At 60.7% G+C, this 26450-nt stretch carries 25 protein-coding genes; 11 read left to right on the forward strand and 14 right to left on the reverse strand.

The window, feature by feature from the left end; genetic code table 11:
• Positions 1–15 precede the first annotated feature (15 nt).
• Positions 16–975 (forward strand): DNA-binding protein YbiB, encoded by a 960-nt coding sequence (gene ybiB, locus ACJ8HH_RS03020; protein WP_039566903.1) that lies wholly within the window; start codon positions 16–18, stop codon positions 973–975.
• A gap of 46 nt (positions 976–1021) precedes the next feature.
• On the forward strand, positions 1022–2878 hold the full coding sequence (locus ACJ8HH_RS03025) for a M3 family metallopeptidase (RefSeq protein WP_060419967.1): 1857 nt from the start codon (positions 1022–1024) through the stop codon (positions 2876–2878).
• A gap of 66 nt (positions 2879–2944) precedes the next feature.
• On the opposite strand, the gene ACJ8HH_RS03030 is transcribed toward ACJ8HH_RS03025, so the two are convergent.
• The 3 genes from ACJ8HH_RS03030 to ACJ8HH_RS03040 all read right to left on the reverse strand — a co-directional run bounded on the left by ACJ8HH_RS03030 (position 2945) and on the right by ACJ8HH_RS03040 (position 4925).
• Complete coding sequence (locus ACJ8HH_RS03030; protein ID WP_004939270.1) at positions 2945–3580, reverse strand: carbonic anhydrase; 636 nt, start codon at positions 3578–3580, stop codon at positions 2945–2947.
• 287 nt (positions 3581–3867) lie between these two features.
• Positions 3868–4128: a multiple stress resistance protein BhsA gene (gene bhsA, locus ACJ8HH_RS03035; RefSeq protein ID WP_015377148.1), complete on the reverse strand. Its 261-nt coding sequence runs from the start codon at positions 4126–4128 to the stop codon at positions 3868–3870.
• 167 nt (positions 4129–4295) lie between these two features.
• On the reverse strand, positions 4296–4925 hold the full coding sequence (locus ACJ8HH_RS03040) for a flavin reductase family protein (protein WP_033646882.1): 630 nt from the start codon (positions 4923–4925) through the stop codon (positions 4296–4298).
• Between the two features lie 118 nt (positions 4926–5043).
• Between ACJ8HH_RS03040 and rlmF the strand changes: the two genes are divergently transcribed.
• From rlmF to ACJ8HH_RS03070, 6 genes are all read left to right on the forward strand, one after another.
• Entirely contained in the window at positions 5044–6009 is a 966-nt protein-coding gene (gene rlmF, locus ACJ8HH_RS03045) for a 23S rRNA (adenine(1618)-N(6))-methyltransferase RlmF (protein WP_165790341.1), read from the forward strand.
• Positions 6010–6218: 209 nt separating this feature from the next.
• On the forward strand, positions 6219–9221 hold the full coding sequence (locus ACJ8HH_RS03050) for a DUF4214 domain-containing protein (RefSeq protein ID WP_060451416.1): 3003 nt from the start codon (positions 6219–6221) through the stop codon (positions 9219–9221).
• A gap of 308 nt (positions 9222–9529) precedes the next feature.
• The gene (locus ACJ8HH_RS03055) at positions 9530–10834 is read left to right on the forward strand and encodes a methyl-accepting chemotaxis protein (RefSeq protein WP_060429764.1); all 1305 of its coding nucleotides are present in this window, start codon (positions 9530–9532) and stop codon (positions 10832–10834) included.
• A gap of 178 nt (positions 10835–11012) precedes the next feature.
• Entirely contained in the window at positions 11013–11582 is a 570-nt protein-coding gene (locus ACJ8HH_RS03060; RefSeq protein WP_033653404.1) for a TetR/AcrR family transcriptional regulator, read from the forward strand.
• A gap of 11 nt (positions 11583–11593) precedes the next feature.
• A complete protein-coding gene (locus ACJ8HH_RS03065; RefSeq protein ID WP_060426527.1) occupies positions 11594–12232 on the forward strand; it encodes a GNAT family N-acetyltransferase in 639 nt (212 codons plus the stop codon).
• Positions 12220–13224: an alpha/beta hydrolase family protein gene (locus ACJ8HH_RS03070; protein ID WP_060429766.1), complete on the forward strand. Its 1005-nt coding sequence runs from the start codon at positions 12220–12222 to the stop codon at positions 13222–13224. The genes ACJ8HH_RS03065 and ACJ8HH_RS03070 overlap by 13 nt, the downstream gene beginning before the upstream one ends.
• Here ACJ8HH_RS03070 and ybiO read toward each other — a convergent pair.
• The 6 genes from ybiO to dps all read right to left on the reverse strand — a co-directional run bounded on the left by ybiO (position 13221) and on the right by dps (position 19076).
• Positions 13221–15446 (reverse strand): mechanosensitive channel protein, encoded by a 2226-nt coding sequence (gene ybiO, locus ACJ8HH_RS03075; protein WP_039566892.1) that lies wholly within the window; start codon positions 15444–15446, stop codon positions 13221–13223. The genes ACJ8HH_RS03070 and ybiO overlap by 4 nt on opposite strands.
• Positions 15447–15600: 154 nt before the next feature.
• The gene (gene glnQ / locus ACJ8HH_RS03080; RefSeq protein ID WP_004939230.1) at positions 15601–16323 is read right to left on the reverse strand and encodes a glutamine ABC transporter ATP-binding protein GlnQ; all 723 of its coding nucleotides are present in this window, start codon (positions 16321–16323) and stop codon (positions 15601–15603) included.
• A complete protein-coding gene (glnP, locus tag ACJ8HH_RS03085; protein WP_004939229.1) occupies positions 16320–16979 on the reverse strand; it encodes a glutamine ABC transporter permease GlnP in 660 nt (219 codons plus the stop codon). The genes glnQ and glnP overlap by 4 nt, the downstream gene beginning before the upstream one ends.
• Before the next feature lie 104 nt (positions 16980–17083).
• Positions 17084–17827, reverse strand: a complete 744-nt coding sequence (gene glnH, locus ACJ8HH_RS03090; RefSeq protein WP_004939223.1) for a glutamine ABC transporter substrate-binding protein GlnH — start codon at positions 17825–17827, stop codon at positions 17084–17086.
• A 338-nt stretch (positions 17828–18165) separates the two neighbouring features.
• The gene (locus ACJ8HH_RS03095; protein WP_033637659.1) at positions 18166–18432 is read right to left on the reverse strand and encodes a DksA/TraR family C4-type zinc finger protein; all 267 of its coding nucleotides are present in this window, start codon (positions 18430–18432) and stop codon (positions 18166–18168) included.
• Between the two features lie 140 nt (positions 18433–18572).
• Positions 18573–19076, reverse strand: coding sequence for a DNA starvation/stationary phase protection protein Dps (gene dps / locus ACJ8HH_RS03100; RefSeq protein ID WP_004939215.1), 504 nt, complete (start codon positions 19074–19076; stop codon positions 18573–18575).
• A 355-nt stretch (positions 19077–19431) separates the two neighbouring features.
• Between dps and ACJ8HH_RS03105 the strand changes: the two genes are divergently transcribed.
• On the forward strand, positions 19432–19983 hold the full coding sequence (locus tag ACJ8HH_RS03105) for an AAA family ATPase (protein ID WP_033647478.1): 552 nt from the start codon (positions 19432–19434) through the stop codon (positions 19981–19983).
• Here ACJ8HH_RS03105 and ACJ8HH_RS03110 read toward each other — a convergent pair.
• Together ACJ8HH_RS03110 and rhtA are read right to left on the reverse strand one after the other, a co-directional pair.
• Positions 19965–20432: a YhcH/YjgK/YiaL family protein gene (locus ACJ8HH_RS03110; RefSeq protein ID WP_033646871.1), complete on the reverse strand. Its 468-nt coding sequence runs from the start codon at positions 20430–20432 to the stop codon at positions 19965–19967. The genes ACJ8HH_RS03105 and ACJ8HH_RS03110 overlap by 19 nt on opposite strands.
• Positions 20433–20564: 132 nt before the next feature.
• Positions 20565–21452, reverse strand: a complete 888-nt coding sequence (gene rhtA, locus ACJ8HH_RS03115) for a threonine/homoserine exporter RhtA (RefSeq protein ID WP_004939202.1) — start codon at positions 21450–21452, stop codon at positions 20565–20567.
• Between the two features lie 400 nt (positions 21453–21852).
• Between rhtA and ompX the strand changes: the two genes are divergently transcribed.
• Positions 21853–22371, forward strand: coding sequence for an outer membrane protein OmpX (gene ompX / locus ACJ8HH_RS03120; RefSeq protein ID WP_033637662.1), 519 nt, complete (start codon positions 21853–21855; stop codon positions 22369–22371).
• A gap of 87 nt (positions 22372–22458) precedes the next feature.
• On the opposite strand, the gene ACJ8HH_RS03125 is transcribed toward ompX, so the two are convergent.
• Positions 22459–23442 (reverse strand): nitrilase family protein, encoded by a 984-nt coding sequence (locus tag ACJ8HH_RS03125; RefSeq protein WP_060451417.1) that lies wholly within the window; start codon positions 23440–23442, stop codon positions 22459–22461.
• A gap of 91 nt (positions 23443–23533) precedes the next feature.
• Between ACJ8HH_RS03125 and ACJ8HH_RS03130 the strand changes: the two genes are divergently transcribed.
• On the forward strand, positions 23534–24406 hold the full coding sequence (locus ACJ8HH_RS03130; RefSeq protein ID WP_060451418.1) for a LysR family transcriptional regulator: 873 nt from the start codon (positions 23534–23536) through the stop codon (positions 24404–24406).
• 3 nt (positions 24407–24409) lie between these two features.
• Here ACJ8HH_RS03130 and ACJ8HH_RS03135 read toward each other — a convergent pair whose 3' ends face one another.
• A complete protein-coding gene (locus tag ACJ8HH_RS03135) occupies positions 24410–24940 on the reverse strand; it encodes a GNAT family N-acetyltransferase (protein ID WP_033637665.1) in 531 nt (176 codons plus the stop codon).
• Positions 24941–25003: 63 nt separating this feature from the next.
• Positions 25004–26374 carry a GntP family transporter gene (locus ACJ8HH_RS03140; protein ID WP_442520212.1) on the reverse strand — a complete coding sequence of 457 codons (1371 nt, stop codon included), beginning with the start codon at positions 26372–26374 and terminating at the stop codon, positions 25004–25006.
• Positions 26375–26450: the final 76 nt, after the last annotated feature.

Below are 26450 nucleotides of genomic sequence, written 5' to 3' on the forward strand. Positions count from 1 at the left end.
AAGGGGAACCTTCGGATGGATTACACCAAAATTATCAAAGAAATAGGCCGCGGCAAAAACCATGCGCGCGACCTGGACCGGCAGACCGCCTTTGAGCTGTATCAGGCGATGCTGGCCGGGGCGGTCCCCGAGCTGGAGCTGGGCGGCATTCTGATCGCGCTGCGCATCAAGGGTGAGGCCGAAGAGGAGATGCTGGGCTTCTACCAGGCGATGCAGCAGCAGGTGTTGCCGCTGCAAGCGCCGCAGGGGCGGCCGCTGCCGGTAGTGCTGCCGAGCTATAACGGCGCGCGCAAGCAGGCCAGCCTGACGCCGCTGCTGGCGTTGCTGCTCGCGAAAGTGGGCCTGCCGGTGGTGGTGCATGGCGTGCTGGACGACAGCACTCGCGTGACCAGCGCCGAGATTTTCCGCGCCCTGGGGCTGCCGTGGTCGGAACAGGCCGTTCACGCCCAGCAGCGTCTCGATAACGGCGAGGCAGTGTTCATGCCGGTTTCCACGCTGTCGGCGCCGCTGGCGCGGCAGCTCGGGCTGCGTTGGCGCATGGGGGTGCGCAACAGCGCCCATACGCTGGCCAAGCTGGCGACGCCGTTCGGCGAACAGGATGCGCTGCGCCTCGCCAGCGTCTCACACCCAGAGTATGTCGGCCGGGTGGCGTCGTTTTTCCGCCAGATCGGCGCCCGCGGGCTGTTGATGCACGGCACCGAAGGCGAAGCCTACGCCAACCCGCTGCGCTGCCCGCAGATTCACTATATTGCCGGCGGCGAACAGCGCGTGTTGCTGGAGCGCACCTTGCAGGATGAAACGCCGACGTTGCCGGCGGCGAAAGACGCGGAAACCACCGCGCGCTGGACCGAGCGCTGCCTGGCGGGCGAGGTGGCGATCCCGCAGGCCATCCAGCGGCAGGTCGCCTGTTGCCTGGTGGCCGCCGGCGAGAGCGAAACGCTGGAACAGGGGCTGCAGCGCCTGCGTCAGGCCTGAGCGCGACTATACTGGGATATTTCCTCATCGGCAGAGAAGGACGGTTATGCAACAGGCTCTCGATTACTTCAATCAATTGAACCAGGATTACCTCGACGTTCACCGCGCCAAAGAAGAGCTGTTCTGGCAAAACTACATGGGCACCGGCGGTGAAGAGGTGTCGGCGCGCTTTGCCGCCGCGGAAAGCGCCTATAAGCGCTTTATCGCCGAACCGCGCCGGCTGGCGGAGATCCGCAATCTGCTGGCCGGATTGGAAACGCTGCCGCAGGAGGCGCAGCGCGATGCGCTGATCCACGGCCTGCAAGGTTGGCTGCGTTTCTTCGACTGCAACGCCATTGAAGATCCGCAGGCGCAGGCGCTGTTGGATCGGATCATCCACGCTGAGTCCGATCTCTACTCGCGCCGCAAGGGCTACCAGGTGACGCATCTGAACGCCGAAGGCCAGCGGGTGGCGGCCTCGCTCGGCGAGCTGTTGACCAACCAGGCGACCAACCCGAACGAAGACTACCGCCGCAGCTCGCAGCAGGCGCTGCGCGATCTGGAGCAATGGCTGCTGCATAACGGCCTGCCGGAACTGATTGGCTTGCGCAACCGCTTTGCGCGCCAGATGGGCTATCGCAACTATTTCGACTACAAGGTGAACAAAACCGAGCGCATGACGCCGGAGCAGCTGTTCGCCATTCTGGATCGCTTCGAGCGGGAAACCCGCGAGGCCAACGCGCGCAGCCTGCAGCAACTGGCGGCCGACAAGGGCAGCCAGGCGCTGGAGCCGTGGAACGTGCGCTTTGCCAGCGCCGGCGACGTCACCCGCCAACTGGATCCTTACTTCCCGTTTTCGCGTTCGCTGGAGCGCTGGGTCGACAGCTTCAAACGTCTGCACATCGGCTTTGGCGGCGCCGAGATGAACCTCGATCTGCTGGTGCGCAAAGGCAAGTATGAGAACGGCTTTATGCACGGCCCGGTGCCGCCGTTTGTGCGCCAGGGGGAATGGGTGCCGGCGCGCATCAACTTCACCAGCCTGGCGCAGCCGGGGCAGGTGGGCAGCGGCGCTTACGGGCTCAACACCCTGTTCCACGAGGGCGGCCACGCGGCGCATTTCGCCAACATTCGCCAGAATGCGCCGTGCTTCTCGCAGGAATTCCCACCGACCTCGATGGCCTATGCCGAAACCCAGTCGATGTTCTGCGACAGCCTGCTGGACGACGCCGACTGGTTGAAACGCTATGCGAAAAACGCCGCCGGCGAAGCGGTGCCCGATGCGCTAATCGAAGCCGGTATCGCGGCGCGCCAGCCGATGCGCGCGTTCAACGAACGCCATATCCTGCTGGTACCGTACTTCGAGTGGGCGCTGTATCAGTGGGATGACGAGCAGCGCACGCCGGAAGCCATCACCGCGCTGGCGCGCGAGGTCGAGCAGAAGATCCTCGGCATCAGCGGCAGCCCGCGCCCGACGCTGGCGATCCCGCACCTGCTGTCGCTGGAGTCCGCCTGCTCTTATCAGGGTTATCTGCTGGCGATGATGGCGGTGGAACAAACCCGCCAGTTCTTCCTGCAGCGCGACGGTTACCTGACGGACAACCCGGCCATCGGCCCGGATCTGGCGCAACACTATTGGTTGCCGGGCAACAGCGTCAGCCATGATGACACGCTGCGCAGCCTGACCGGTGAAGGGTTCAACCCGGACTATCTGGCGCAGGCCTGTAACCAGACGGTGGCGCAGGCGTGGCGCGAGGCGCAGCAGACGATGGCCGCCGCCGCCGCGCGCCCGCAGCCGCCGGCAGATTTCGATTTGGAGGCGCATATTCGGGTGGTGGACGGCGAGACGGTATTGGCGGACAACGCCGACGGCGACGAACGGATGTGTCGCGATTTCGCCGCAGCGATAGAGGCGCGTTTGGTTTAAGGCTGACAATAAAAAAATCCACGCGGCAGCGTGGATTTTATTTAATGATAAAATCTGGGCGTTATTTTATTCGAAATAGACGTCGGGATTATCGGCCAGGGAAACGAAGCTCTTGGTGTTTCTATCCAGCGTACGAATTTCGCCGCTTTCGATGTCGTACACCCAGCCGTGCAGGCGCAGCCCGCTGTTGCGCAGACCCACCGCCACAGAAGGGTGGGTTTTGATATTATTTAGCTGGGCGATAACGTTCTCTTCCACCATAGCGTTAACTTTGTCTGTTTCGCTATTCCAGGTTTTCTTCTCGACCACCGCTTTGGCCGCATCCGCGTAGTGCAGCCAGTGGGCTACCGCAGGCATGGGATCGAGGCACTGACAGGACGCGATAGCCTTCATGGCACCACAGTTCGAGTGGCCACAAATCACGATATCAGTGACGCCCAGCGCCACTACCGCGTATTCGATAGTCGCAGAAACCCCACCCGGCTCCGGGCCGAAGGAAGGGACGATGTTGCCGGCGTTGCGGATAACGAACAGTTGCCCAGGCTCTTGCTGCGTCACCAGCTCGGGCACCAGGCGGCTGTCAGAACAGGAGATAAACAGCGCTTTGGGATTTTGGCTGGAGGCCAGGCTGCGAAAGAGTTCCTTACGCTGCGGGAAAATCTCTTTCTGGAAACTGAGGAAACCTTCAATGATATGTTGCATACAACGCTCTCTGCATCTGTAGTCTGCGTAATATGATAATCATCCTCTTCCGTTAGTCCAGCAATGGCACGGTAAAAAAATGTGTGTACATACCCCCTGTAAACCCCATTAAATACGGGGTTTAAACCCGTTTCAGGCAGCATTGTCCGGTTCGCTTACGCGTGGGTTGCTGATAAAGCGGGTAGCAAAAAACCGGCTGTCGTGCCCATGCAGCGCTGACGCAAGCGAAGATAAAAAAAGCCCGCCGGGGTGATATCCGGCGGGCTTTTTGGCGTCTGGGGCGGTGATTATTTGTAGATAACCGCGGTGGCGTGCATCAGGTTGTTACCGCTGGTGGAAGTGATGGTGAAGGCCTTGGCGCCTGCCGCATCGGCTTTGGCGGCCAGTTGAGACTTCAGGCTGCTCAGGTCGGTTGCGCCGCTGGCGACGATCACGCCGGCTTTTTCGAATTGGGCGGCATCCTGGGCGCTGACGTGTTCAGCGGCAAAAGTGGTGAAAGAAACGGTGGCCAGGGCGATAGCGGCAGCAAAAGTTTTGATGGTTTTCATGTTCGTCATTCCTGTCAAAGTGAATTAGGGAGAAAGGGGGTTGCCTTTCGATGGGAAGATTATTGCGCAGTGACAGGCGGGATGAAATCGGAGAGTGTTGACGGTTTTATTCAGATTTTTTGATTATTAATCCCCCCGTTTATCTTCTGCCTAAACGGGGGAGACGATCAGCGCGTCGGGCGCGCCAAATCGAAACGGTGCTGTTCGGAAATGCCATAGTAGGCGGTCGGGCCGCCGGCGCGCAGAATAGGTTCGGCAGCGGCGGTCTGGTAGACGCCGTGTTCATCCAGCAGCGCCGGATCGAGGTGCACCGCCACCACTTCGCCCAATACCAGCCAGGTTTCCACCTGTTCACCGGCGGCGGTTTGCAACTGAATGCACTGGGTCAGCCGGCATTCGAAGTTAACCGGGCTTTCGGCCACGCGCTCGGCTTTGACCCGGCGCCCGGGCAGCGGCGTGACGCCGGCGAAGGCGAATTCATCCTCGCCGCGCGGCAGGGGGATGGAACTGTTGTTCATCGCTTCCGCCAGCGGGCGTGTCGCCAGGTTCCAGACGAATTCGCCGGTTTCCACGATATTCGCCACGCTGTCTTTCCAGCCGGTGCTGGCGAAACCGACGATCGGCGGACGGTAGTTGAAGCAGTTGAAAAAGCTGTAGGGCGCCAGATTGCGCAAGCCGGCGGCGCTGCGGGAAGAGATCCAGCCGATGGGGCGCGGGCCGACGATGGCGTTCAGCGGATCGTGCGGCAGGCCGTGGCCGGCGGCGGGTTCATAATAATAACGAGATTCACGGCTCATGGGGGATCCTGTGGCAATCGATGAGGTTTTCATTGTGCCGGGTTTCCCGCCGCTGCGCCATTGCGGGCGGGATGTGTTATCTTACGCGCCGGAAATACCTTCAAGAGAGCCCGTCACGGTGGAAAAAAAGAAAACCTTCCCGCAGCAGAAAAGCGGCCTGCATCCGCGCAACCGTCATCGTTCACGCTATGACTTCCCGGCGCTGATCGCCAGCTGCCCGGCGTTGGCGCCGTTCGTAAAACCGAACGCCTGGGGCGATGTGTCGGTGGACTTCGCCGATCCGGCGGCGGTGAAAATGCTCAACCGTGCGTTGCTGCAGCACTTTTACGGCATCGAACACTGGGATATTCCGGCGGACTACCTGTGCCCTCCGATCCCCGGCCGCGCCGATTATCTGCACCACCTGGCGGATCTGCTGGCGACCAGCAACGGCGGCGAGATCCCGCGCGGCAAGGGCGTGGCGATCCTCGACGTCGGCGTCGGCGCCAACTGCATTTACCCGATCGTCGGCCTGCGCGAATACGGCTGGCGTTTCACCGGGTCTGAAATCGATTCGGTGTCGCTCAACGCGGCCAAAATGATCGTCGAGATGAACCCGACGCTGCGTAACAGCGTGCGTCTGCGGTTGCAAAAACAGCCTGAGCTGATTTTTAGCGGCATCATCGGCGCGGCCGAGAAATTTGACGCCACCCTGTGCAACCCGCCGTTCCACGCGTCCGAGCAGGAAGCGCGCGCCAGCACCCGCCGCAAGCTGCATAAATTGGGCAAAGGGGAAGTGGCCGACAAGCCGGTGCAAAACTTCGGCGGCAAGAACAACGAACTGTGGTGTGAAGGCGGCGAAGAAGCCTTCGTGAGCAAGATGGTGGAAGAGAGCGTCGGCAAGGCCAACAACTGCCTGTGGTTCACTTCGCTCATCTCGAAAAACACCACGCTGCCGGCCATTTACCATGCGCTGAAGGTGGCGGGCGCGGCCGAGGTGCGCACCATCGAGATGGCGCAAGGGCAGAAGATCAGCCGCTTTGTCGCCTGGACCTTCCACGACGCCGAGCAACAGGCCGCCTGGGCAGCCGAACGCTGGCGCTAATCCTTCCGGTGCCTCGGTATGGGAGCAAAGTCCCATACCGAGGGCCGGTTTTCCCCGTTTTATTGACTTATCGCATCAGCATTTCTTAACTGTAGAAATACCAATAAAACCCATTCAGGCAGTGTGCAATGTCTCTTTTCACGATGCAGGAGACAGGCCGCGGTGCAGCCATGCCGCGAACGTAATCCATCACACTGACGGGATTTATTATGATTCCTTTAGCTACGCAACAAGAGGTCGGCGCCTTAATTATCGGCATTTTCGGGCGTTTGCCGACGGCGGCGGAAATCGATTACTACGACAGCGCATTTGATATCGGCAGCCAGCCGCCCGCCTATATGGCCAGTATTTTAATGAGCCAACCCGACGCCGCTTGGATGAGCGGCCAAAGCGAATACGACATTCTCAGCCAGGTTTATTTCTCCGTTTACAATACCGCTCCCGATCCGGATTACATCAATGCCTTGCTGCAGCAGGGGCATTTCAACAGCGCTGTCGCCAGCGTTGTCATCGAACTCTTCAACTATCTGGGGGACGATCCGGTGATGCTGGCGCAGCGTGATGCGCTCGATCAGCGCATTGCAGAAGGTTTGTATCCCGGCACTGCAGCCGATGCCGCCGGCGGAAGCGGCGACGCGCAGGCGATGTTTTATCTGCTGCGAGCGCCCTGGCAGACCGATGAAATTGCCCATGACGGCAAGCTGCTCAATCAGGGGGGCAATCTGGCGGCGTTGGCGCAGAGCAAGATTGCCACCCTGCCAATCAACGATCTTTCCGATCATGACTTCATTTTGCATCTGTTCGCTCAGGGATTTGAACGGCCACCGACGGCTCCTGAACTTGCCACTTACCAGCAACGGCTGGCGGAGGGCGCGACGCGTGGCGATCTGCTGGTGGATATGATCGCGCAGTTGCGCGGGGTGGTGGCGCCGGAAGATGCTGCGGCTCAACAGCATTTCAATGCGGCGGGCCATGAATATTCGCCGGGCGAACTGCCGGCGACCGAGTATCTGGAGCAGATAGCGGCGCTGTTCCGTGCATTGCCCGAACGGGCGGTGGACAGCGCCTCGCTGGACAATTGGAGCAAGACGCTGGCCTCCGGCACGTTGAGCTATACCGAATTGGTCACGGCCCTTCTGGCGACGCCGGAATTTCAGGCGCAGGTCGGTGGTTTGCAGGGCGACGACTTTATTCAGCACGTCTATCAGGCGGTGCATGGCCGGGCGGCGGATGAACAGCAGCTGGAACACTATCGGGCATTGGGCGGCGACAAGGCACTGGTCACGCAGGCGGTGATTGCCGATCTGATCAATGCGCCGCCGGCAGGTGACGTTCAGTATGAACAGTGGATGTTCGCGCGCGATGTCGGCGCCAGCCTGGCATATAAAACGACCGCTTCTCTCGCCACCAGCGAGGGCGGCGGCAACGCGTCGGGTACGGTGAATACGCATGCTCACCATACGCTGAGCAATGCGGAAACCGCCGTGCTGTTCAGGGTATTCCTGCATGCTGACGCGGACGTCATGGTTGACCTGAGCTATGCCTCGCAGCTTTCTTATCTGATCGTCAATGGCGACGCTGCGGCGGATATCTGGCTGCATAATAACCCTGCCGCTCGGTATGGGGTGGACATGACGGTAAACAATGCCAATGTGATAATGCATGGCACCTATGGCGACGATCGGGTGCAGCTCACCTCGCAGGCCGACCTCGCCGCCGCCCAAGGGCACTTTTATCTGAACAACGGTAATGACAGTCTGCTGTGGGGAGGCAATGCCAATGGCGGCGCCAATCATGTGGGGTGGGTGTTCAGCGCCGATGGCGGTGACGGGCACGATATTTTGTCCGCCAACCTGATCGTCAAAATGACCTCGACGCTCGATCTTTTTGGCGCGCGCATCAGTACGGTGAGCAGCAATGCCGCCAATTTCAGTCATTTCGAACAGATAGACATGGCGGGTTATATCGGCCAGGCGGAAGCCACGTTGACGCAAATCGGTTGGAACGGTTACAGCACGAAAGCGCTGGCGACGAGTGCTCATGTGTTTGACTACGGGGTATTGAGTGGCAACGCCACCGTAGAGGGAACGGACGGCGGGACGATCGTGCAGAGCTGGGCGGCGCAGGCGCTTGGCCGTGAGGGATTGCTGTTGTCCGGCCGGGCGGATAACGTCAAGGTGATTAACGCCAATGCCGATGCGGCACGCCTTGAAATCAGCGGCATCGGCGATCATGCGGACAGCCGGCTGGAGATAGCCTTCCTTGGGAATGCCACCGATCGTTTCGACCTGTTGTTCTCCGGGCGCGGTAACGCCGGCTCATTGGCGCTTGACTCGCATGGCGATGAAAACCCATTGACGCTGATCGCCGTCACCACCGGCGCCTGGGGAAATGGCGCGCTGACGCTGACGGGGCAAAATGATCAGGTGCAAGACATTACGTTGTCCGGCGGCGCGAATTTCAACCTGACGCTGACCGAGGGGTATACTCAGGTCCGCCTGGTTGACGCTTCGGCCTTCGCCGGTAATGGGTTCACCCTGACGTCCTCTCATGGCGGCAGCGGTGACGGCACGATCATTCAAATGTTGGATTCGCTGCCGTTAAGTGGTGACGCGCAGGCCAAATTGGCGCCGCTGCTGGAAGATCTTGGGCTACAGGGCGAACAGCTGCTGGTCAAAGGCGGGGGAGGCAGCGATCAATTTAACGTGCTGGGAGACACGACGATCGTGGCCGGCGCAGGGAAAAGCCACGTGACGCTGCACAGCAGCACGGCGGCGTCAGGCGTGACGTTAAAAGACTTTTCGCTGACGCAGGGCAGCATCGACGATGTGCTCTCAGGCCTGCGGATCGTTCATGGTACCGGCGGCGGCGCGCTGGCAGATTATGGCGTCAGCGATGCGCAAGGCGTGGAGGCGAGAATCGGCGCCCTGACGGCCGAACAAGGAAGCAGTGCCAGCCAGCTGTTGGCCGCGTTGCTCGATCTCGGCCAGCCCGGCGCGTTGAGCGCCAAGGTCGGGGTCAATAGCGTTCTCGGCGGGCAAAACAGCAGCTATCTCATTGTCGATAACAATGATGACCACCGTCTGGATGAAGCGGACAGCGTCATCCTGCTTTTGGGACAGGATCATCAAAGTTTGCTCAACGAACTGCGCTATATTCCGGAAATCATGCTCAACGGCACGGTGGTTGAGCCGGAGCCTCTGGTCGCGTAAGGGCAATGTTTTAGCTCAACGGCGCCGGTTATCCTGCCGGCGCCGACAAAAATCCGCATTTTACCTTTCAATTTTCATCACTTACGTTATTCTCAAGACGGAATTAATAATAAAAATCTTAGGCTGTTGGTTTATTTAAATTCGAATAATTACTTTACTGAATAAATAAATTCAATCCGGTTAATAGCAATAACCAGAAGGAACGGCGCTGCCCGTTCCTTCCGCGATGGCACGTCTGCGTGTGGGCGCGGCACGTGGCCAGGCAAAAATAAGAAAAGCGCCATCATCTGCCACAAGGACTACACCTTATGCTGTTACGATTCAGTCAGTTAACTACCCACAAAGGCGCCGAACTGAGCGCGATAGAACACGCCGTTCCGATGATCGTATTCTCGCCCGATGGCACGGTATTGCGCGCCAACGATCTTTTCCTCAACACGCTGGGATTTCAACGCGATGACGTGATTGGCCGGCATCACCGTATTTTCTGCGATCCGAACTATGTTGCCAGCCCGCTATACCGCAAACATTGGGAGACGCTGAATAAGGGCCAACCCATTACGGACACCATAAAGCGCATCGCGAAAAACGGCGAGGCGGTGTGGCTGCAAGGCACCTATGCGCCGGTGCTGAATAAACAGGGTAAGGTGGTGGAGATCGTCAAGATCGCCAGCGAAGTGACCGAGCGAGTGACCCAGGCGCAGGAGCATCGCAGCCTGCTGGCGGCGCTGAATCGATCGATGGCGATGATCGCTTTCACGCCGCAGGGCACCATCGTCAGCGCTAACGACAATATGCTGGCGCTGATGGGCTATCGGCTGGAAGAGGCGTGCGGGCAGTCGCATGCGGTGCTGTGCCCGCCGGAGTTCGCCAATTCCGACGATTATCGGCGGCATTGGCAGCGCCTGGCGCGCGGCGAGTTCATCACCGGGCGTTTTGAGCGCCTCAACCGGCGCGGCGAACGGGTATGGCTGGAGGCCAGTTACAACCCGATCCTCGACAACGAAGGCCAGGTGGTGAAGGTGGTGAAGATTGCCCAGGACATCACCCGGCTGATGCAACAGCAGCAGCATGAAGAAGAGATGGTGCGCAACGCGCATCATCTGTCGCTCGATACCGATCGGCAGGCGGCGCAGGGCGCGATCATCGTGCAGCAGGCGGTGAAAGGCATGCAGCAGGTCGAAGCGGCGGCGCGCGAAACCTCGGACGTGGTCACCGAGCTGGGCAAGTGTTCTCAGCAGATCGGCACCATCGTCGAAGCCATTCGTAAAATCGCTTCCCAAACCAACCTGCTGGCGATTAACGCCTCGATCGAAGCCGCCCACGCCGGCGAGCACGGGCGCGGTTTTGCGGTGGTGGCCAACGAAGTGCGCACGCTGGCGGAACAGTCGCGCAAGGCGGCGACCGAGATCGAACGCATGACCAAGTCTATCCAGCAAGGCGTGGCGGCGGCGATTGCCGGCATGGCAACCTGCGTGGAGCAGGCCGGCGGCGGCGTGGCGCTGACCCATGACGCCGGTGAAGTGATCAACCAGGTCAACATCGGCATGCACGACGTGGTGAAGCTGATGCAGGCGTTTGCATCGGTGAAGCAGAGCGACGCGCTGCACTGACTTTTCATCGCGCCGCCCGCCGAAAACGGGGGCGGCGTTTTTATCTTCCCGCCGATTCGCACGCCGTTGAGCCGTGGTTCAATTTTTCCGGCCTATGCTATCCTTAAATATGAACGAACGTTCGTTCATATTCACTCGATGGCGCCAGGCGCCCCCTTCACCGTTTCGGGAGCTGCCGATGGGAAACCGAGAAAAGATTGTCGAGGCCGCGCTGCACAGCTTTACCCATAGGGGATTTCACCAGACCAGCATGCGGGATATCGCGCAGGCGGCGGGCGTCAGCGTCGGCAACCTCTATAACCACTTTACCGGCAAGGAAGCGTTGATCGGCGAGATCGCGCTGCTGGAAAACGGCGTATTCGCCGAGTTTGCCGCCGGGCTGCGGGCCGACAGAACGCGGCCGAAGCAGGCGCTGTCGGCCTTTTTCACCGCCTATCACGCCTTTGTCGCCGAGCCGGCCAATGTGCAGCTGTCGGCTGAGATCGTGGCGGAGGTGGCGCGCAACCCGGCGTTGGCCGAGCCGTTCAGCGCCAACCAGCGGCAGCTGATTGAGGCGCTGGCGACGGTTATCGCCGAGGCTCAGCAAACCGGTGAGATCGCACCGGCGATAGCGCCGTTGCCGCTCGCGCAGCTGGTGCTGGACGCGATCGAAAGTCAGGCCTGGCGGCAGGCGATCTTTACGTCGCCTGCGCCGGAGGAGACCACGCCGGTGCGGCTGTTGGAACAGCTGCTCTACCGGCATCCCTAGTCGAGGTGGATATGCTGCACATTGAGCCGTACCGCGATGCTGACCGCCTGCAAACGGCGGCGCTGATCTACGCCGCGTTCTGCGACAAGTTTCAGCGCGCGCGCCGTCTGAGCGCCCGCCTTCAGTGGCGTTTGTTCTATCGGCTATGGAGTTGGAAGCAAGGCGGTAGCCGGGAGCGCAGCTTTGTGGCGAAGCAGGATGAACAGGTGGTGGCGGCCTTTGCCCTCAATGCGGCCGCTGGCGAGAACAGCGCCGGGCGGTGTCCGCGCACCTTGCCGATTTGGCGGCTGTGCCGCCGCTATGGCTGGCTGAACGTTTGGCGCATGTATCTGCAAATGGCGGTGTTGCGGCACACCCCGGCGGCCGATGAACTGTATCTCTCTTACCTGGCGGTGGCCGAGAGTCAGCGTGGCAAAGGGGTGGGCAAGCGGCTGCTGCAGTGGATGAACGACTACGCTGCCGGGCAAGGCGCGGGCCGACGCCTGAGCCTGCACGTCAGCCGGCGCAACGTGGATGCGCTGCGCCTGTATCGGCGCTGCGGTTTTCAGGTGCGGCGAGAAGAGCATTACGCTGCGTTGGGATGGCTGTTCGGCCAGGCCGACTGGGTGTTGATGGAGAGACGCTGCGGGGAGGCGACGTGCGCAAAATAGGATTGTGCAGCGTGGCGCTGTTCCTGCTGGCGTTCGGCTGGGTCATTTTCGTCAACGACTTTCGCTTCGTCACTGAACCGGTCACGGTGACCGCCGGCGGCAACCGGCTGACCGGCACGCTGGTGTTGCCGCAGCATGCGCCGGTCAAGCCCGGCGTCGTGGTGTTCGTACACGGTGATGGGCCGGCTAACGCCAGCCGCGACGAAGGCTATTACGGCATTTGGGAGGCGATGGCGCAGCAGGGCTACGCGGTTTTATCCTTCGATAAGCCGGGCGTTGGCGGCTCCGGCGGCAACTGGCTGCATCAGACCATGGCGGATCGCGCGCGGGAAACCGCCGATATCATCGACTGGGCCCGGCGGGACGGGCGCTTCGATGCGCGCTGCGTGGGGCTGTGGGGCACCAGCCAGGCGGGGTGGGTGATGCCGGCGGTGGCGCGTTTGCGCCCCGACATCGCCTTCACGCTGGCGCTGGCGCCGGCGATCAACTGGCTGCGGCAAGGGCGTTATAACACCCGGGCGGCGATGGCGGCGGCAGGGGATGATGAAGCGCTGATCCAGGCGCGCGAGGCGCATTGGCGCCACATTCAGACGCTGCTCGAACAGCCGGACGGCTACGCGCAGTACCGCCGCGAGTATGGCGCCGCCGCTGCATTGAGCGCCGACCGCTGGCACTTTATCCGCGCTAACATGGCCAGCGACGCGACGGCGGAATTGCGGCATTTCACCACGCCGGTGCACCTGATCCTGGGCGGGCGCGACGTCAACGTGGACGCGGACGAAACCGAGCGCGTGTATCGGCAAACGATCCCGGCCTCGCTGCTGACGGTGACGCGCATCGACGAGGCCGATCATGTGATGATCAAACCGTTGTTCGCCCGCCATCCGTGGCTGATCAACGTGGTTGGCCTGTTTGCGCCGCGCTCGGTGCAATACGACGCCTACCGACAGGACGTGGCGGCCTTTCTGGCCGCTCAGCCCTGCGGGCGCTAACCGCCGGGGACCGAGGGCGGCGCCTGTTCTTCGTGCGGCTGCGGCGCGCGGGAGATCTGCATCGCCTGCTGCGGCATGCCGATGCCGGCCCGATCGAAATGGATTTTCACCAGCCGATCGAGGGCGTACTGGACCACCCACTGTTTCAGCGCCTGCGTGCGCACCGTCACGCGGGTGGTGAACGAGCGGTCGCCCAGCGCCACCACGCCGTTGAAGACCGGCTCGCCAATCAGGAAATGCTTCACCTGTTCATCTTGCTTCAGCGCCGCGATGGCCTGATGCAGCACTTCATTGACCCGATCGATATCCTCGTCGCGGCTGACGGTGTAGTTGGCGCGGTATACCCCGAATTCGCGCGCATAGTTGGCCAGCGTAGTGATCGAGGAGTACGGCACGATGTGGTAGACGCCGTAGTCGTCGCGCAGGCCGATCGAGCGAATGGTCATGCGCTCCACGGTGCCGGTGATGCCGCTGACGGTGACGTATTCGCCGGTGTTCATGCCGTTTTCGAACTGGATGAACACGCCGGTGATCACGTCTTTCACCAGCGTCTGGGCGCCGAAGCTGATAGCCAGCCCCAGCGCGCCGGCGCCCGCCAGCAGCGGCGCGATGTTCAGCCCCACCTGCGACAGCACGATCATCACGGTAATGGTGCTGATAACGATGGCCAGCACGTTGCGAAACAGCGTCAGCAGCGTGCGTTCGCGTGCGCTCGGCCGCACGCCGTTGCTCAGTTCCAGCGCCAGGCGGTGCTCGATGATGCTGGCCATCAGCGTCCAGCTGAAGACGGCGATCAGCAGGATCAGCAGGATATGCACCAGCCCGCCGAGCGTTCGCTGGCCATTTTCGCTGCCCGCCCACTGGTACAGGTTGATCAGGTGCCAGGCATCGAGCAGGAACAGCGTCACCGCCAGCACCACCATCACCCGCAGTATCTTCAGCCCGTTGGGGATGTAGGAGTTGATGCGCCGCTCGAGCATCGGATAGCGCAGATTAACGTCGGTCGGCAGCGAAATGCGGCGGAAAATCCAGCGGGTCAGCATGCCGGACAGCAGAGCGCCGACGCCGACCACCAGCAGGCTTTTCACCGTGGCGCTCATCATAAAGCGCAGGCTGTTGCCGATGTCGAACTGGGACAGCACGAACAACACCAGAAAATAGGCGATCGCCAGCAGATGCCAGATATGCCCCAGGCCGCGCAGGATCGCGCTGAAAAACGCCATCGACCGTTCGGCCAGCAGGTTGATCTGTTGCTGTATCGGCTTGCGGTTGTGCAGGATCAGCCAGATGGCGTACAGCGTCAGCGCCAGCATCACCACCAGATTGACGGCGGCGGCGGCCGGGTAGCTGATCTGCACCGCCACCACCGGCACCACCACCATCAGGCCGTAGCCGATCAGGCCGCTGAGCCAGGCGAGGCGCGTGTTCCAGTAGCGCGCGCTCTGGTCGCTGAAGGGGAAGGGGCGCAGGTAGTCGAAGTTGGGGGCGAAAATCAGCCGCAGCACCGCTTTGAAAAACTCAATCACCGCGAAGGCGCTGAGAAACAGGGTCTGCAGCCGCAGAATGGTGGCGCTGTCGGCGTGGACGTGGCGGGCGAACAGGTTGCCCGCCGCCAGCGCCAGCAGCAGCACCAGCAGATCGACGGCGAAAGCGCCGAGAATGGCGGCGGGGCGCTTATACCACGGGCCGCGCTGTAGCCGCGCGTTGTGCCCCCAGCTGCCCATGCGTTTGTACAACGGCGCGATCAGCCGCCGGATCAGGTGGAACAGCGCAAAGGTGACCGCCACCGTCAGCAGAAAGTAACCCAGCGCGCGGAAAAAGCCGGCGGGATTGAAAACGCGCTTCGGACCGGAGTCGATCAGCTTTTGCAGCGCGCCGAGCTTCTGGTTAAAGGTGCCGATGCCCTCCTGCGCCAGCGAGTTCAGGCTGTCGCTCAGCGTGGCCGGCGTTGATTCCTCCGGCGTTGTTGGGGCGGCGGCGGGGGCGTCGCCGGCGGCCTGTTTCAGGTGGTTGATGAGTGCCGCGCGCGCTTTGTCGTCTTGCAGCAGATCGGCCAGCGCGGCGTAGGCGGCCTTCTGCTGCTCGCTCTTGTCGGCGGGCGCGGGCGGCGCGTTTTGCGCCAGCGCCGGTGGCGCGAAGACGTTCAGGGTCAGCAACAGCAGCAGGAAAAGCAGGTGTTCTCGCAGATGAGAACCTCGTCGGGAGTCTGCGTTTGGCGGCATTGTTCCTCTCTTTGGCGTTCTGTGATCGGCGGATGTCAGAGCAATACGATGAAAAACAATGAATATAGTAGGAAAGGTGGCGCGATGTGGCGTGGGAACGCGTGCGGAATGAAAGCGGCGGGCGCGTGGCGCGCCCGCCGTGAAACCGCCAGGATCAGGATACGTGCTGCAGGAACTCCTGCAGACGCGGGCTTGGCGGATGGTTGATCAGGTCGTGCGGGTTGCCGTCTTCGGCAATCCGGCCCTTATCGATAAAGATCAGGCGCGACGCCACTTTTTCGGCAAAGCCGACTTCGTGGGTGACGATGACCATCGTCATGCCTTCCTCGGCCAGATCCTGCATCACCTTCAGCACTTCGTGGCGCAATTCCGGATCGAGCGCGGAGGTCGGCTCGTCGAACAGCATCATTTTCGGCTTCACCGCCAGCGCGCGCGCAATCGCCACGCGCTGCTGCTGCCCGCCCGACAGTTCGGACGGGTAGTGGTGGGCACGCTCCGCCAGACCGACCTTGGCCAGCAGCTCGCGCGCCAGCTTTTCCGCATCGGACTTCTTCGCGCCGCGCACGCGGATCGGGCCGAAGGCGACGTTTTCCAGCGCCGTCAGGTGTGGGAACAGGTAGAACTGCTGGAACACCATGCCGGCTTCCTGGCGGATCAACCGATCGTCCACTTTCGGATCGTTGGCTTTCAGGCCGTCGACGATCAGATCGCCGCTGGTGACCTCTTCCAGCTTGTTGATGCAGCGCAGCAGGGTGGATTTGCCGGAGCCGGACGGCCCGATGATCACCACCACTTCGCCTTTGTCGATCTTCAAATCGATGTTATGCAGCACCTGGGTTTGGCCAAAATGCTTGGAGACGTTTTTAAATTCAATCACAGGATTTTCATCCTTCTTTCCAGACGACGCAGCACGAAGCTCAGCACCAGGGTAATAATCAGATAGATAACCGCCACGGCGCTCCAGATTTCCAGCGCGCGGAAGTTACCGGCAATAATTTCCTGACCCTGACGGGTCAGCTCCGCCACGCCGATCACGATGAACAGCGAGGTGTCTTTGATGCTGATGATCCACTGGTTGCCCAGCGGCGGCAGCATGCGGCGCAGCGCCAGCGGCATAATGACGTAGCGGATGGTTTCGCGGCGCGACAGGCCGAGCGCCAGGCCGGCCTCGCGGAAACCGTTATGAATCGACAGCACCGCGCCGCGGGTGATTTCCGCAATGTAGGCGCCGGAGTTGATCATGATGGTCACCACCGCCGCGGTGAACGGATCGATGCGCAAATCGGTGAACGCCATCGGCAGGGCGAAGTAGATGAACATCACCTGCACCACGATCGGCGTGCCGCGGATCACTTCGATAAACACCAACGCGATGTGGTTGGCGATCCAACCGCCGTAGGTGCGGGCAAAGCCGGCGACGAGGCCGATGATCAGGCCGCCAATCAGACCGAGGACCGAAATCCACAGGGTCATTTTGGCGCCCTCTAACAAGATAGGAATGGCGGGCCAGATGGCGCTCCAGTCGAACTGCATGATATTTCTCCCGGTGATCCCGAACGTGGGTATCAGATACAACGAAGCGCAGGGGGGGTAAGCGCCCCCCTGTGCTTAAGTTAATAGCTTGCCAAATTCACAGCTTACTTAGGTTCGGTGCCGAACCACTTCTTGTAGATCTCGTTATAGGTGCCGTTCTCACGCAGGGTCTTCAGCGCGCCGTTCACCTTCTCGCGCAGCTCGTCGCTGCCTTTAGGGAAGGCGATGCCATACTGCTGTGCTTCCAGCGAATCGCCTACGGTTTTGAATTTGCCGGCGCCGGCCGTCTTGATGAAGTACAGGATGTTTGGCGTGTCGTGCAGCACCGCATCGGCGCGCTTGGTGCCCAGCTCCATGTAGGCGTTGTCGATGTTAGGGAACTGACGCAGATCCTTGGTTTTGATGTGCTGCTTGGCGTAATCCACCGAGCCGGTGCCGCTCTTCACCGCCACCACTTTGCCGTTCAGATCGTCGATGCTTTTCACGCTGTTGTTGTCGGCGTTGACCATCACCAGCAGGCCGCTCTTGTAGTAGCCGTCGGAGAAGTCGATGGCTTTCTTGCGCTCATCGGTGATGGTGATGCCGGCCAGCGCCAGATCGACGTTTTTGGTCTGCAGCGCCGGAATGATGCCGCCGAAGTCCATTGGCTTCAGGGTGTAGTCCAGCTTCAGCTCTTTGGCGACGGCGGCCCACAGGTCGATGTCGAAGCCGACGTATTTGTCGCCTTGTTTGAACTCAAAAGGAACGAAAGCGGTGTCGGTGGCGACCACCAGTTTGTCTGCTGCGTGGGAACTTACGGCAAAGGCCAGAGAGAGTGCGGCCAGGGAGACTTTAAAAATCGACTTCATGAGAGGAATTCCTGTACAGGTTGCGGATTACCCATTTTTTATATTGCAGTTGGTGCCATGAAAAAATCGTGCCATGTTTTCAACTACTATAAAAACAAAGAGTTATTGCGTGATGTTGTGCCGTAAAGGCGAATTGTTATGGTTATGCACCAACGTGAGGCACCAAAATGGTGCGTAAGAATTATCTTGGTGCATGGGGCTATCATTAACCAAACTTTGGCTGTGAAACAACCGTTCTTTAACGTTTTTGCTTCAATATTGATAACTAACTCTAACTTTCATGATGCACTGACGGTGCAAGCGGAGCCGCGTGCGGCGAAAAGGGGGAGCAGATAATGCTAGCGCAACTGGCTGTCTTTGCTGCCGCGCCGGTTATACAGGCTGGCGGCCGCGTGTTTTTTGTCTTGTTCGGTCTGGCAGGCGAGGCAAAAACGCACGCCGGTTAACGCCTTGCGGCGCGCCTCGGGGATCGGCTCTCCACATTCCTGGCAATAGCGCTCGCTCTCGCCGTGCCCGAGCGCTTCACGCGCGCGCTGCACCGCATCGTCGACGGTGGAATCAATCTGATCTTGTACGGCGCCGTCCGCCGCCCAGCCGCTGGCCATCGTTACCTCCTGACAAAGGAACCTTACCGTTTAATATGGGCCGTTTTTTGTACAATGCAACGGCCGCGCAAAAGAAAACAGGCCGGGCGAAGCCCAGCCTGTTCTGCCCGGAACGACGGGCGCTCTGCAACTTTTTAGCGTTATTCGATGTTGGATTCGATGAACCACAGGAACTTGTCCAGATCGCGCGAAGCGGCGGTGAACATGTCGGCGGTATCTTCGTCTTCCACTTCGGTAATGGCTTTACGGATGTCATTCGCGACCGCGCCGTAGCGATCGGCCAGCGCTTTCAGGTGCTCTTGCACGCTGTGGATATTGGTCGGATAGCTTTTCAGCGGCGTCCGATCGTTAACCACCTGTACGGTGCCCAGCGCCACGCCGCCCAGTTGCACCACGCGTTCGGCGAAGGTGTCCTGATGCTCGATGATGGCGGTGCGGAAGCCGTCCAGCATTTCATGGACCGCGATGAAGTTTGCGCCGCGCATGTTCCAGTGCGCCTGCTTGGTGATCAACGAAAGATCGATGAATTGCACGACCTGATGGTTCAGCGCCTTGATGGCGGCCAGTTTGACTTTTTCGTCCAGATCGTTACGGGTATACAGCAGATCAGAAGATTTCGTTTTCACCAGTTTAGCGGTACTCATATCAGATATCCTCTTGATTAGTCGTTGTCCTATTTCGTTACGGGATCAATTATAGCAGGGGTATTTATTTTTGCCGCACGAAAATGGCTATTGCACAAATAGGAATGGCCGAATGGCACTATTTTTATTTGTTTTTTGTTTTTGTGTAACTTTATGAAAGTTATTGTTATTTCAATTTAAGTTATTATTTATGTCAGTGAAGATTTACCCCTGTTATTTTATTTTCTGGCGGCATGCGGGTTCGGCTAAATATCTGCTTTGTTATCGGGGTGTTAATTTCAAGCCTATTCAGATTGATAGCCGTAATTGATGCGGATAAAGTAAGGGAATTAACCCCGGTCTTTATTGGCGAATGATGAAAATTAACGTCGTCGGCACCAGCGGCAGCGGTAAAAGCACCCTGGCGCGTCAACTGGCGGAACGGCTTGACGTTCCCTATATCGAGATGGACAGGCTCTATTGGCGGCCCGAGTGGCAGGGGACGCCCGATGACGCGTTCCTGGCGCGGCTTGAGCAGACGCTGGCCGAAGCGGGAGGAGGCTGGGTGCTGGACGGCAACTACAGCCGCACGCAGGCGATCAAGTGGCGCGAGGTCGATTATATCCTGTGGCTGGACTACGGCTTCTGCCGCACGCTGTGGCAGGCCGTGCGCCGCGCGTGCCGGCGCGCGGCCAGCAAACGCGAGCTGTGGCCGGGCACCGGCAATCGGGAAAGTTTCCGCCGTTCTTTCTTCAGCCGCGAGTCGATCGTGCTGTGGACGATCCGCACTTACTCGAAGAACCGGCGAAAATACCTGGCGGAGATGGCCCGTACCGATGCAGGGCGCCGTTTCAAGCGCTTGCGCTCTCCCCGCCAGGCTGCCGATTTTCTACGGACGCTGCCGCAGGTTCACAGCAGCAGGCGGTGATGGATCCTCACCACCGCTTTCTTGATGTGCTGCGGCCGCTGCCACAGGCAGCCGGTTTTGTGCGCTTCCATCTGGAAAAAGATCGCGAACATGCCGTGCGTCATGTGCAGCGTTTGCGGGTGGCGTTTGATGTCCAGCAGCAGAAGGTCGCTATTTTCCGCGTGGGGATGTTCGCGGTGCCAGTCGCCCGCCAGGCCGTATTCGATGCGTTCTTCGCCGCTGATCAGCAGATGCAGCGCGATGTACTCCTGATGCATTTCGGCGCGCTTTTCCGCCGCCGGCACGGTGGTCAGCGTCATCACGTCCATAAAGATGTTGTCGCCGTCGATCGGGTGATGGCCCAGCGCCAGTTCGGGCAGGTCGCATCGGCGTAACTCGGTCAGGGTTGAAACCAGCGCCGGCGCGAGTCCGCGGCCGAAGCGGGGGTTGAACAGGCTGTTGTGAATCACTGTTATTCTCCATGTGAGCGAAAGTCCAAAGAGCCTGCGATACAGGCTAAGGGGAAGTATGCCGATTTGTCACGAGGAAAACAGTTAACCCGCCTGCATTCCGACGTTGCGGTCGGCAGGCGAGTCAGGCGATCAGGAAAGGCTTTCGAGGCGCGGCTTGGGGCGAATGGTCAGGGCGGAGCCCATGGAGGCGGCGATAATCGCCGCCAGCGCCAGCCATTGCACGCCGCTCAGGTGTTCGCCGAGGAACAGCATGCCGGACAGCGCCGCCATCGCCGGTTCGAGGCTCATTAAGGTGCCGAAGGTGCGCGCCGGAATTTTGGGCAGCGCGATGATCTCCAGCGAATATGGCAGCGCGGTGGAGAGGATCGCCACCGCCAGCGCCACCGGCAGAATATCGAGGTTGAACAGTACGCTGCCGGTTTGCCAGGCGCCGATCGGGCAGAACACCAGCGCGGCGATCAAGGAGCCGAGCGCCACCGTACCGGGGCCGTGATCGCCGCCGGCCTTCTGGCCGAAGATGATATAGACCGCCCAGCAGGCGCCGGCGCCGAGCGCACAGGCGGCACCGAACGGATCGATCCCGCCCACGCCGTGGCCGAGCGGCAACAGGAACCATAACCCGGCGATCGCCAGCGCCACCCAAAGAAAGTCGATCGGCCGGCGCGACGAGAACATGGCCACCGCCAACGGGCCGGTAAACTCCAGCGCCACGGCGATGCCGAGCGGCACGGTGCGCAGCGACAGGTAGAACAGGTAGTTCATCGCGCCGAGCGACAGGCCGTAAATCAGCAGCGGCAAGCGGCTGCCGGCGACGATGCGCATACGCCACGGGCGGAAGATAATGAACAGAATCAGGGTGCCGATGAAAAGGCGCAGCGTCGTAATGCCTTCGGCGCCCACGATCGGGAACAGGCTTTTGGCCAACGAGGCGCCGCTCTGGATAGACACCATGGCGATGATCAACAGACAGATGGGCAGAAGCGCGGAGGGCGCTCTGCCGGAAGTAGATAACGACATCCTTAACGAGCCTTTTTTGCGCCGTTCCTCAGCCTTGAGAAAACGGTCGAAACGGGGATGCGAGCAGTGTAAATGAAATGGCGAAAATCTGTCTGAGAAAAGCGCGCATCGCGGTGAAATCCGCCGATCCTCGGATGAGATGTGGCGGATTTGGTCAAAAAGTGCGCTTTTTCTTAAGAATTATCTGGATATTAAATTGGTGATTTTTGTCACAGAAAGCCGTAGAATACGGCCGAAAATAGAGCGAAAAGAAGCAGATACACTGTTCTTGAAATCTTCTGTTACACGATATAAAGCTTTAGACACTCATTTCAAGGCAGAGTTTCACGCTAATTTTTGTTATATTTTCAAAGCATGAACAAATGGATGTACTTAATAATAAAACGCGTTTGAGGTGGTTATGAAAAAAATTGCATGTCTTTCCGCAGTAGCAGCTTGCGTATTAGCAGTTAGCGCAGGTACCGCATTCGCTGGTCAGAGCACCGTATCCGCTGGCTATGCGCAGGGTGATCTCCAAGGCGTTGCTAACAAGGCCGACGGTTTCAACCTGAAATACCGTTACGAGTTCGACAACAACCCACTGGGTGTGATCGGCTCCTTCACCCACCTGGAAAAAAATCGTTCTGAAAACGGTTTCTACAAGAAATCTCAGTACGATTCCATCACCGCAGGTCCAGCTTACCGCTTCAACGACTGGGCGAGCATCTACGGTGTGATCGGTGTTGGCTACGGCAAAAACATCGACAACGCCCAGGCTGGTGGTAACAAAGGTGGCAACAGCGACTATGGCTTCACCTACGGTGCCGGTCTGCAGTTCAACCCAATCGAAAACGTTGCCCTGGACGTTGGCTACGAGCAGAGCCGCATCCGCAGCGTGGACGTTGGCAGCTGGAACGTTGGCGTAGGCTACCGCTTCTAAGATTTCTTCATGCCTGCGGGCGTGAATGCGCGGCACAGGTTGCCGCGCGGATAAAAAATCCGCCTTCGGGCGGATTTTTTTTATCTGTCATTGGCCGCCGCCCCCCGTCGGCTGCGTCGAAAAGCGTGCGCTGCGGGCATCGCGCTCATAGCCTTGCGGTTCGGTCAGTAAACCGTACAGCTCGGGGCGGCGTCCGTAAATCCAGCGGCGGCCGGTGCTGAGCGGGATCAGCGTCAGATCGAGATCGGCGCTGACCATCCGGTCTTCCGCCGCCCAGGTCTCCGCCACGATGCGGCCGTAGGGATCGAGGATCATCGCATTGCCGGTGCGTACCTCATCGTCATCGCGGCCCACGCCGTTGCTGAACAGCAAAAACAGCCCGTTGTCGTGAGCGCGCGAGGGCAGCCAGCGCATCAGCCAGCCGCGGCCGTGTTCGCCGCGAAAGGCGGCTTCTATCGCCTGCGGATCTTCCGCCCGCCGCTGCCACAGCGCCTGTGGGATCGGCTTCATGCCGTGCGGGCTGCGCGAATGGGTGCCGCCGGTCTGGTGCGGGGCCATCAACACCTCCGCGCCCAGCAGCGCCGTTGCGCGCACATTCTCCACCAGATTGTTGTCCCAGCAGATCAATACGCCCACGCGCACGCCCCAGGGGGTGTCGAATACGGTATAGCGATCGCCGCTGGCGATAGCCGGGTGTTCGAAGGCGTGCAGTTTACGGTGCACATGCAGCGCGCCGTCCGGCAGGCATACGGCGTAGGCGTTGTAGCAACGGCCGTCGTCGCCCAGCTCGATCAGCCCGACGCCGATCGCCATGTTGTATCGCTCCGCCAGCGGGCGAATGCGCGCCAGCGAAGGGCTGGTGGCGATCGGTTCCGCCAGCGCCCGCACTTCGGCGTCGGACAGATGGCGCACGTGCCAATAGCCGGTGATGCACATTTCCGGGAAGGCCAGCAGCTGTACCTGCTGCTCGGCCGCCTGAGCGATAAAGCGCTCAATGATCGACAGGTTGTAATTCTTATCGTTGGCGCGATGCTGGAACTGCACCGTGGCGGCGCGCAATGAGATGGTCATGGTGTCTCTCCGGTTAGGGTCTGCGTTGATTACAGCAGGTGGATTGATTACTGTATAATCAATTAAATTCCCTATTTGATAACCTAATGGAATGGATATAAAACAACTGCGCGCCCTGGTGGCGCTGGCCGAGCAGGGCAACTATCGACAGGCGGCGAGCCGGCTGTGCATCAGCCAGCCGGCGCTGAGCAAGCAGATTCAGGCGCTGGAAACCCAGCTCGGCGTTCGATTGTTCGAGCGTGGCCGACAGGGCGCGGTGCTCACCGCCGGCGGGCAGCGGCTCTACCCGGAGGCGCAGGCGCTGGTGGAACAGTACCAGCAGTTTCAGCGGCGCGCCCGGCGGGTGGCGCTCGGGGAAGCGGGGCGGCTGGCGTTGGGATTTGGCCTCTCCAGCTTTCATCTGGCGCCGCAGCTGGTGGCGGCTTTTCGCCAACGGTTTCCCGAGGTGGCGATCGGCCTGGAGGACATCCCGTCGGAGCGGCAGTATCAGTTGCTGTTACAGGGGGAGTTGCAGGCGGGGTTCGTGCGTTTGCCGGTCAATACGCCGCTGTGCGGCGTGGCAATGCTGAGTGACCGGTTGGTGCTGGCTGCGCCGGGAGCGCTGGCGCTGCGCGCCGACGATCTGATGGCGCGTTTCAATCAGCTGCCGCTGTTGCAGTTGACTCCGAAGCGCGGGCGCGGGCTGAGCGATCAGTCGCTGCGGTTTATCGCCGCTCACCGCTTGACGCCGAACGTGGTGCAGCAGGCCAGCGATATTCAGACGCTGTTGGCGCTGGTCGCCGCCGGCGTCGGCGTTGCGCTGCTGCCGCACAGCATCACGCATATCGCGCCGGCCGGCATCGATATTTTACCGCTGAGCGGCGAGGAAACGGAGTGGCAGGTCGGTATCGCCTGGGATCCGCAACGCGCCGACGCGCTGCGGGACAACTTTGTTCAGACGGCGTTGGCGATGCAGCGCGGTTAGGTTTTAGAGCGGGCAATGCATCACGACGATCGGGCTTTGGTGATACTCGCTGCGGCGGCTTTCGCTAAAGCCGACTTTTTTCGCCAGCGCCAGCGAAGCCTGGTTTTCCGGCGAGATGATGCAGACGGTTTTCTCCCCCGGCAGGTGCGTTTTACCCCAGGCCAGCGCCGCCCGCAGTGCCTCGGTGGCGTAGCCTTTGCCGTGCGCAGAACTCACCAGCGTCCAGCCCATTTCCGGCGCGTCGAGCGCCGGGGTGATATCGCGCAGGCCGTCGAAGAAGCCGATGCTGCCGAGGTACTCGCCGCTCTGTTTGTCACGCACCGCCCAATTTCCATACCCCAACAGCGCCCAGTGGCCGGCGTAGCGCATCAGGCGCCCCCAGGAGTCTTCCCGGTCGCGCGGCGTGCCGCCGATATAGCGTACCACCAGCGGATCGGCCCACAATGCGGCCAGCGACTCGAAGTCGTCCAGCCTGTGCGCGTCCAGCCGCAGGCGTTCGGTGACAAGCGTTGGCGCGGTGTTGATTACGGTCATGTTGCTGCTCCTGCACAGGGTGAAAGGCGATGAAAAACAACGGCGTTCAGTATGCCAGAGAAATCACACCGCCAGCCACAACAGCCAGGTGAACAGAAAGCCGCTCAGGCCGAGCAGGGTGGTCAGCACCGTCCAGGTTTTCAGGCCGTCGGCCACCGACAGCCCCAGATAGCGCGTGACGATCCAAAAACCGGAGTCGTTGACGTGGGAAAGCCCCAGCCCGCCGAAACAGGTCGCCAGCGTCACCAGCACCAGCTGCAGCTGATTCAAGCCGCTGACCGCCTCCGACAACAGGCCGCCGGTGGTCAGGATCGCCACGGTGGCGGATCCCTGCGAAGCGCGCAGCGCCAGCGAAATGATAAAGGCGGCGGGCACCAGCGGCAGGCCGATGGCCGTCAGCACCTCCGCCAGCGCCTTGCCGACGCCGGATTCCACCAGCACCTTGCCGAACACGCCGCCCGCGCCGGTCACCAGGATCACCACCGCGGCGGTCGGCAGCGCAGCGCCCATCACGTCGCTGGCGTGTTGCAGGCTCCAGCCGCGGCGCAGCGCCAGGAAGTAGAAGGCCAGCAGCAGGGCGATCATCAGCGCCACCGCCGGCGAGCCCAGCAGCGACAGCGTATCGCGCAGCGCCGAGCTGGCAGGCAACAGCGTGGCGGAGACGGTGCCGAGCATGATGATGGCGATCGGGATGACGATCAGCGCTGCCACCAGCCCGGCGCCGGGCGGGTTGATGCGATCGCTGAGCGGCGCTTGCCCTTCCGGCCGCGGTTCCGGCGCCGCCAGCTGCAGCTGTTCCAGCACCTCTATCGATAACGGATAGGTTTTGCGGTTGAGGTAGTTGGCGGCGAAATAGCCGATCGCGCCGACCGGAATACAAATCGCGAGGCCGATGATGGTCAGCCAACCGATGTCGGCGTTGAGCAAACCGGCGGCGGCCACCGGGCCGGGGTGCGGCGGCAGCGCGACGTGGACCGTCAACATCACGCCGGCCATCGGCAGGCCGAACTTCAGCGGCGACACTTTGGCGACCTTGGCGAAGCCGTAGATAATCGGCGCCAGAATGATAAAGCCGACGTCGAAGAACACCGGAATGCCGAGGATAAACGCGGCGAGGGTCAGCGCGGCGACGGTGCGTTTCGGCCCCAGCCCCTGGCTGAAGCGCTGCGCCAGCGACTCGGCGCCGCCCGAGTGTTCGATCATGCGGCCAAGCATCGCCCCCAGGCCGATGATGATGGTCACCGAGCCGAGCACGCCGCCCATCCCGGCGGTCATCACTTTCATCACTTCACCGGTCGGAATGCCGCTGGCCAATGCCACCAGCAGACTGACCACCAACAGCGCGACAAAGGGTTGCACCTTCGCCTTGATGACCATCAATAACAGCAGCACCACGCCGAGTACGGCAATCAGCAACAGCAGAGAGGTAGACATGAAAAAAGCCTTTCGTTGGGTAAGCGTTGGGCACCGCGATCGCCGCGTGGCGATACGGGTGCGTTTCATTGTTATA

Origin of the sequence: Serratia sp. CY32780 (assembly GCF_052169135.1) — a bacterium.
Taxonomy (GTDB): Bacteria; Pseudomonadota; Gammaproteobacteria; order Enterobacterales; family Enterobacteriaceae; genus Serratia; species Serratia sarumanii.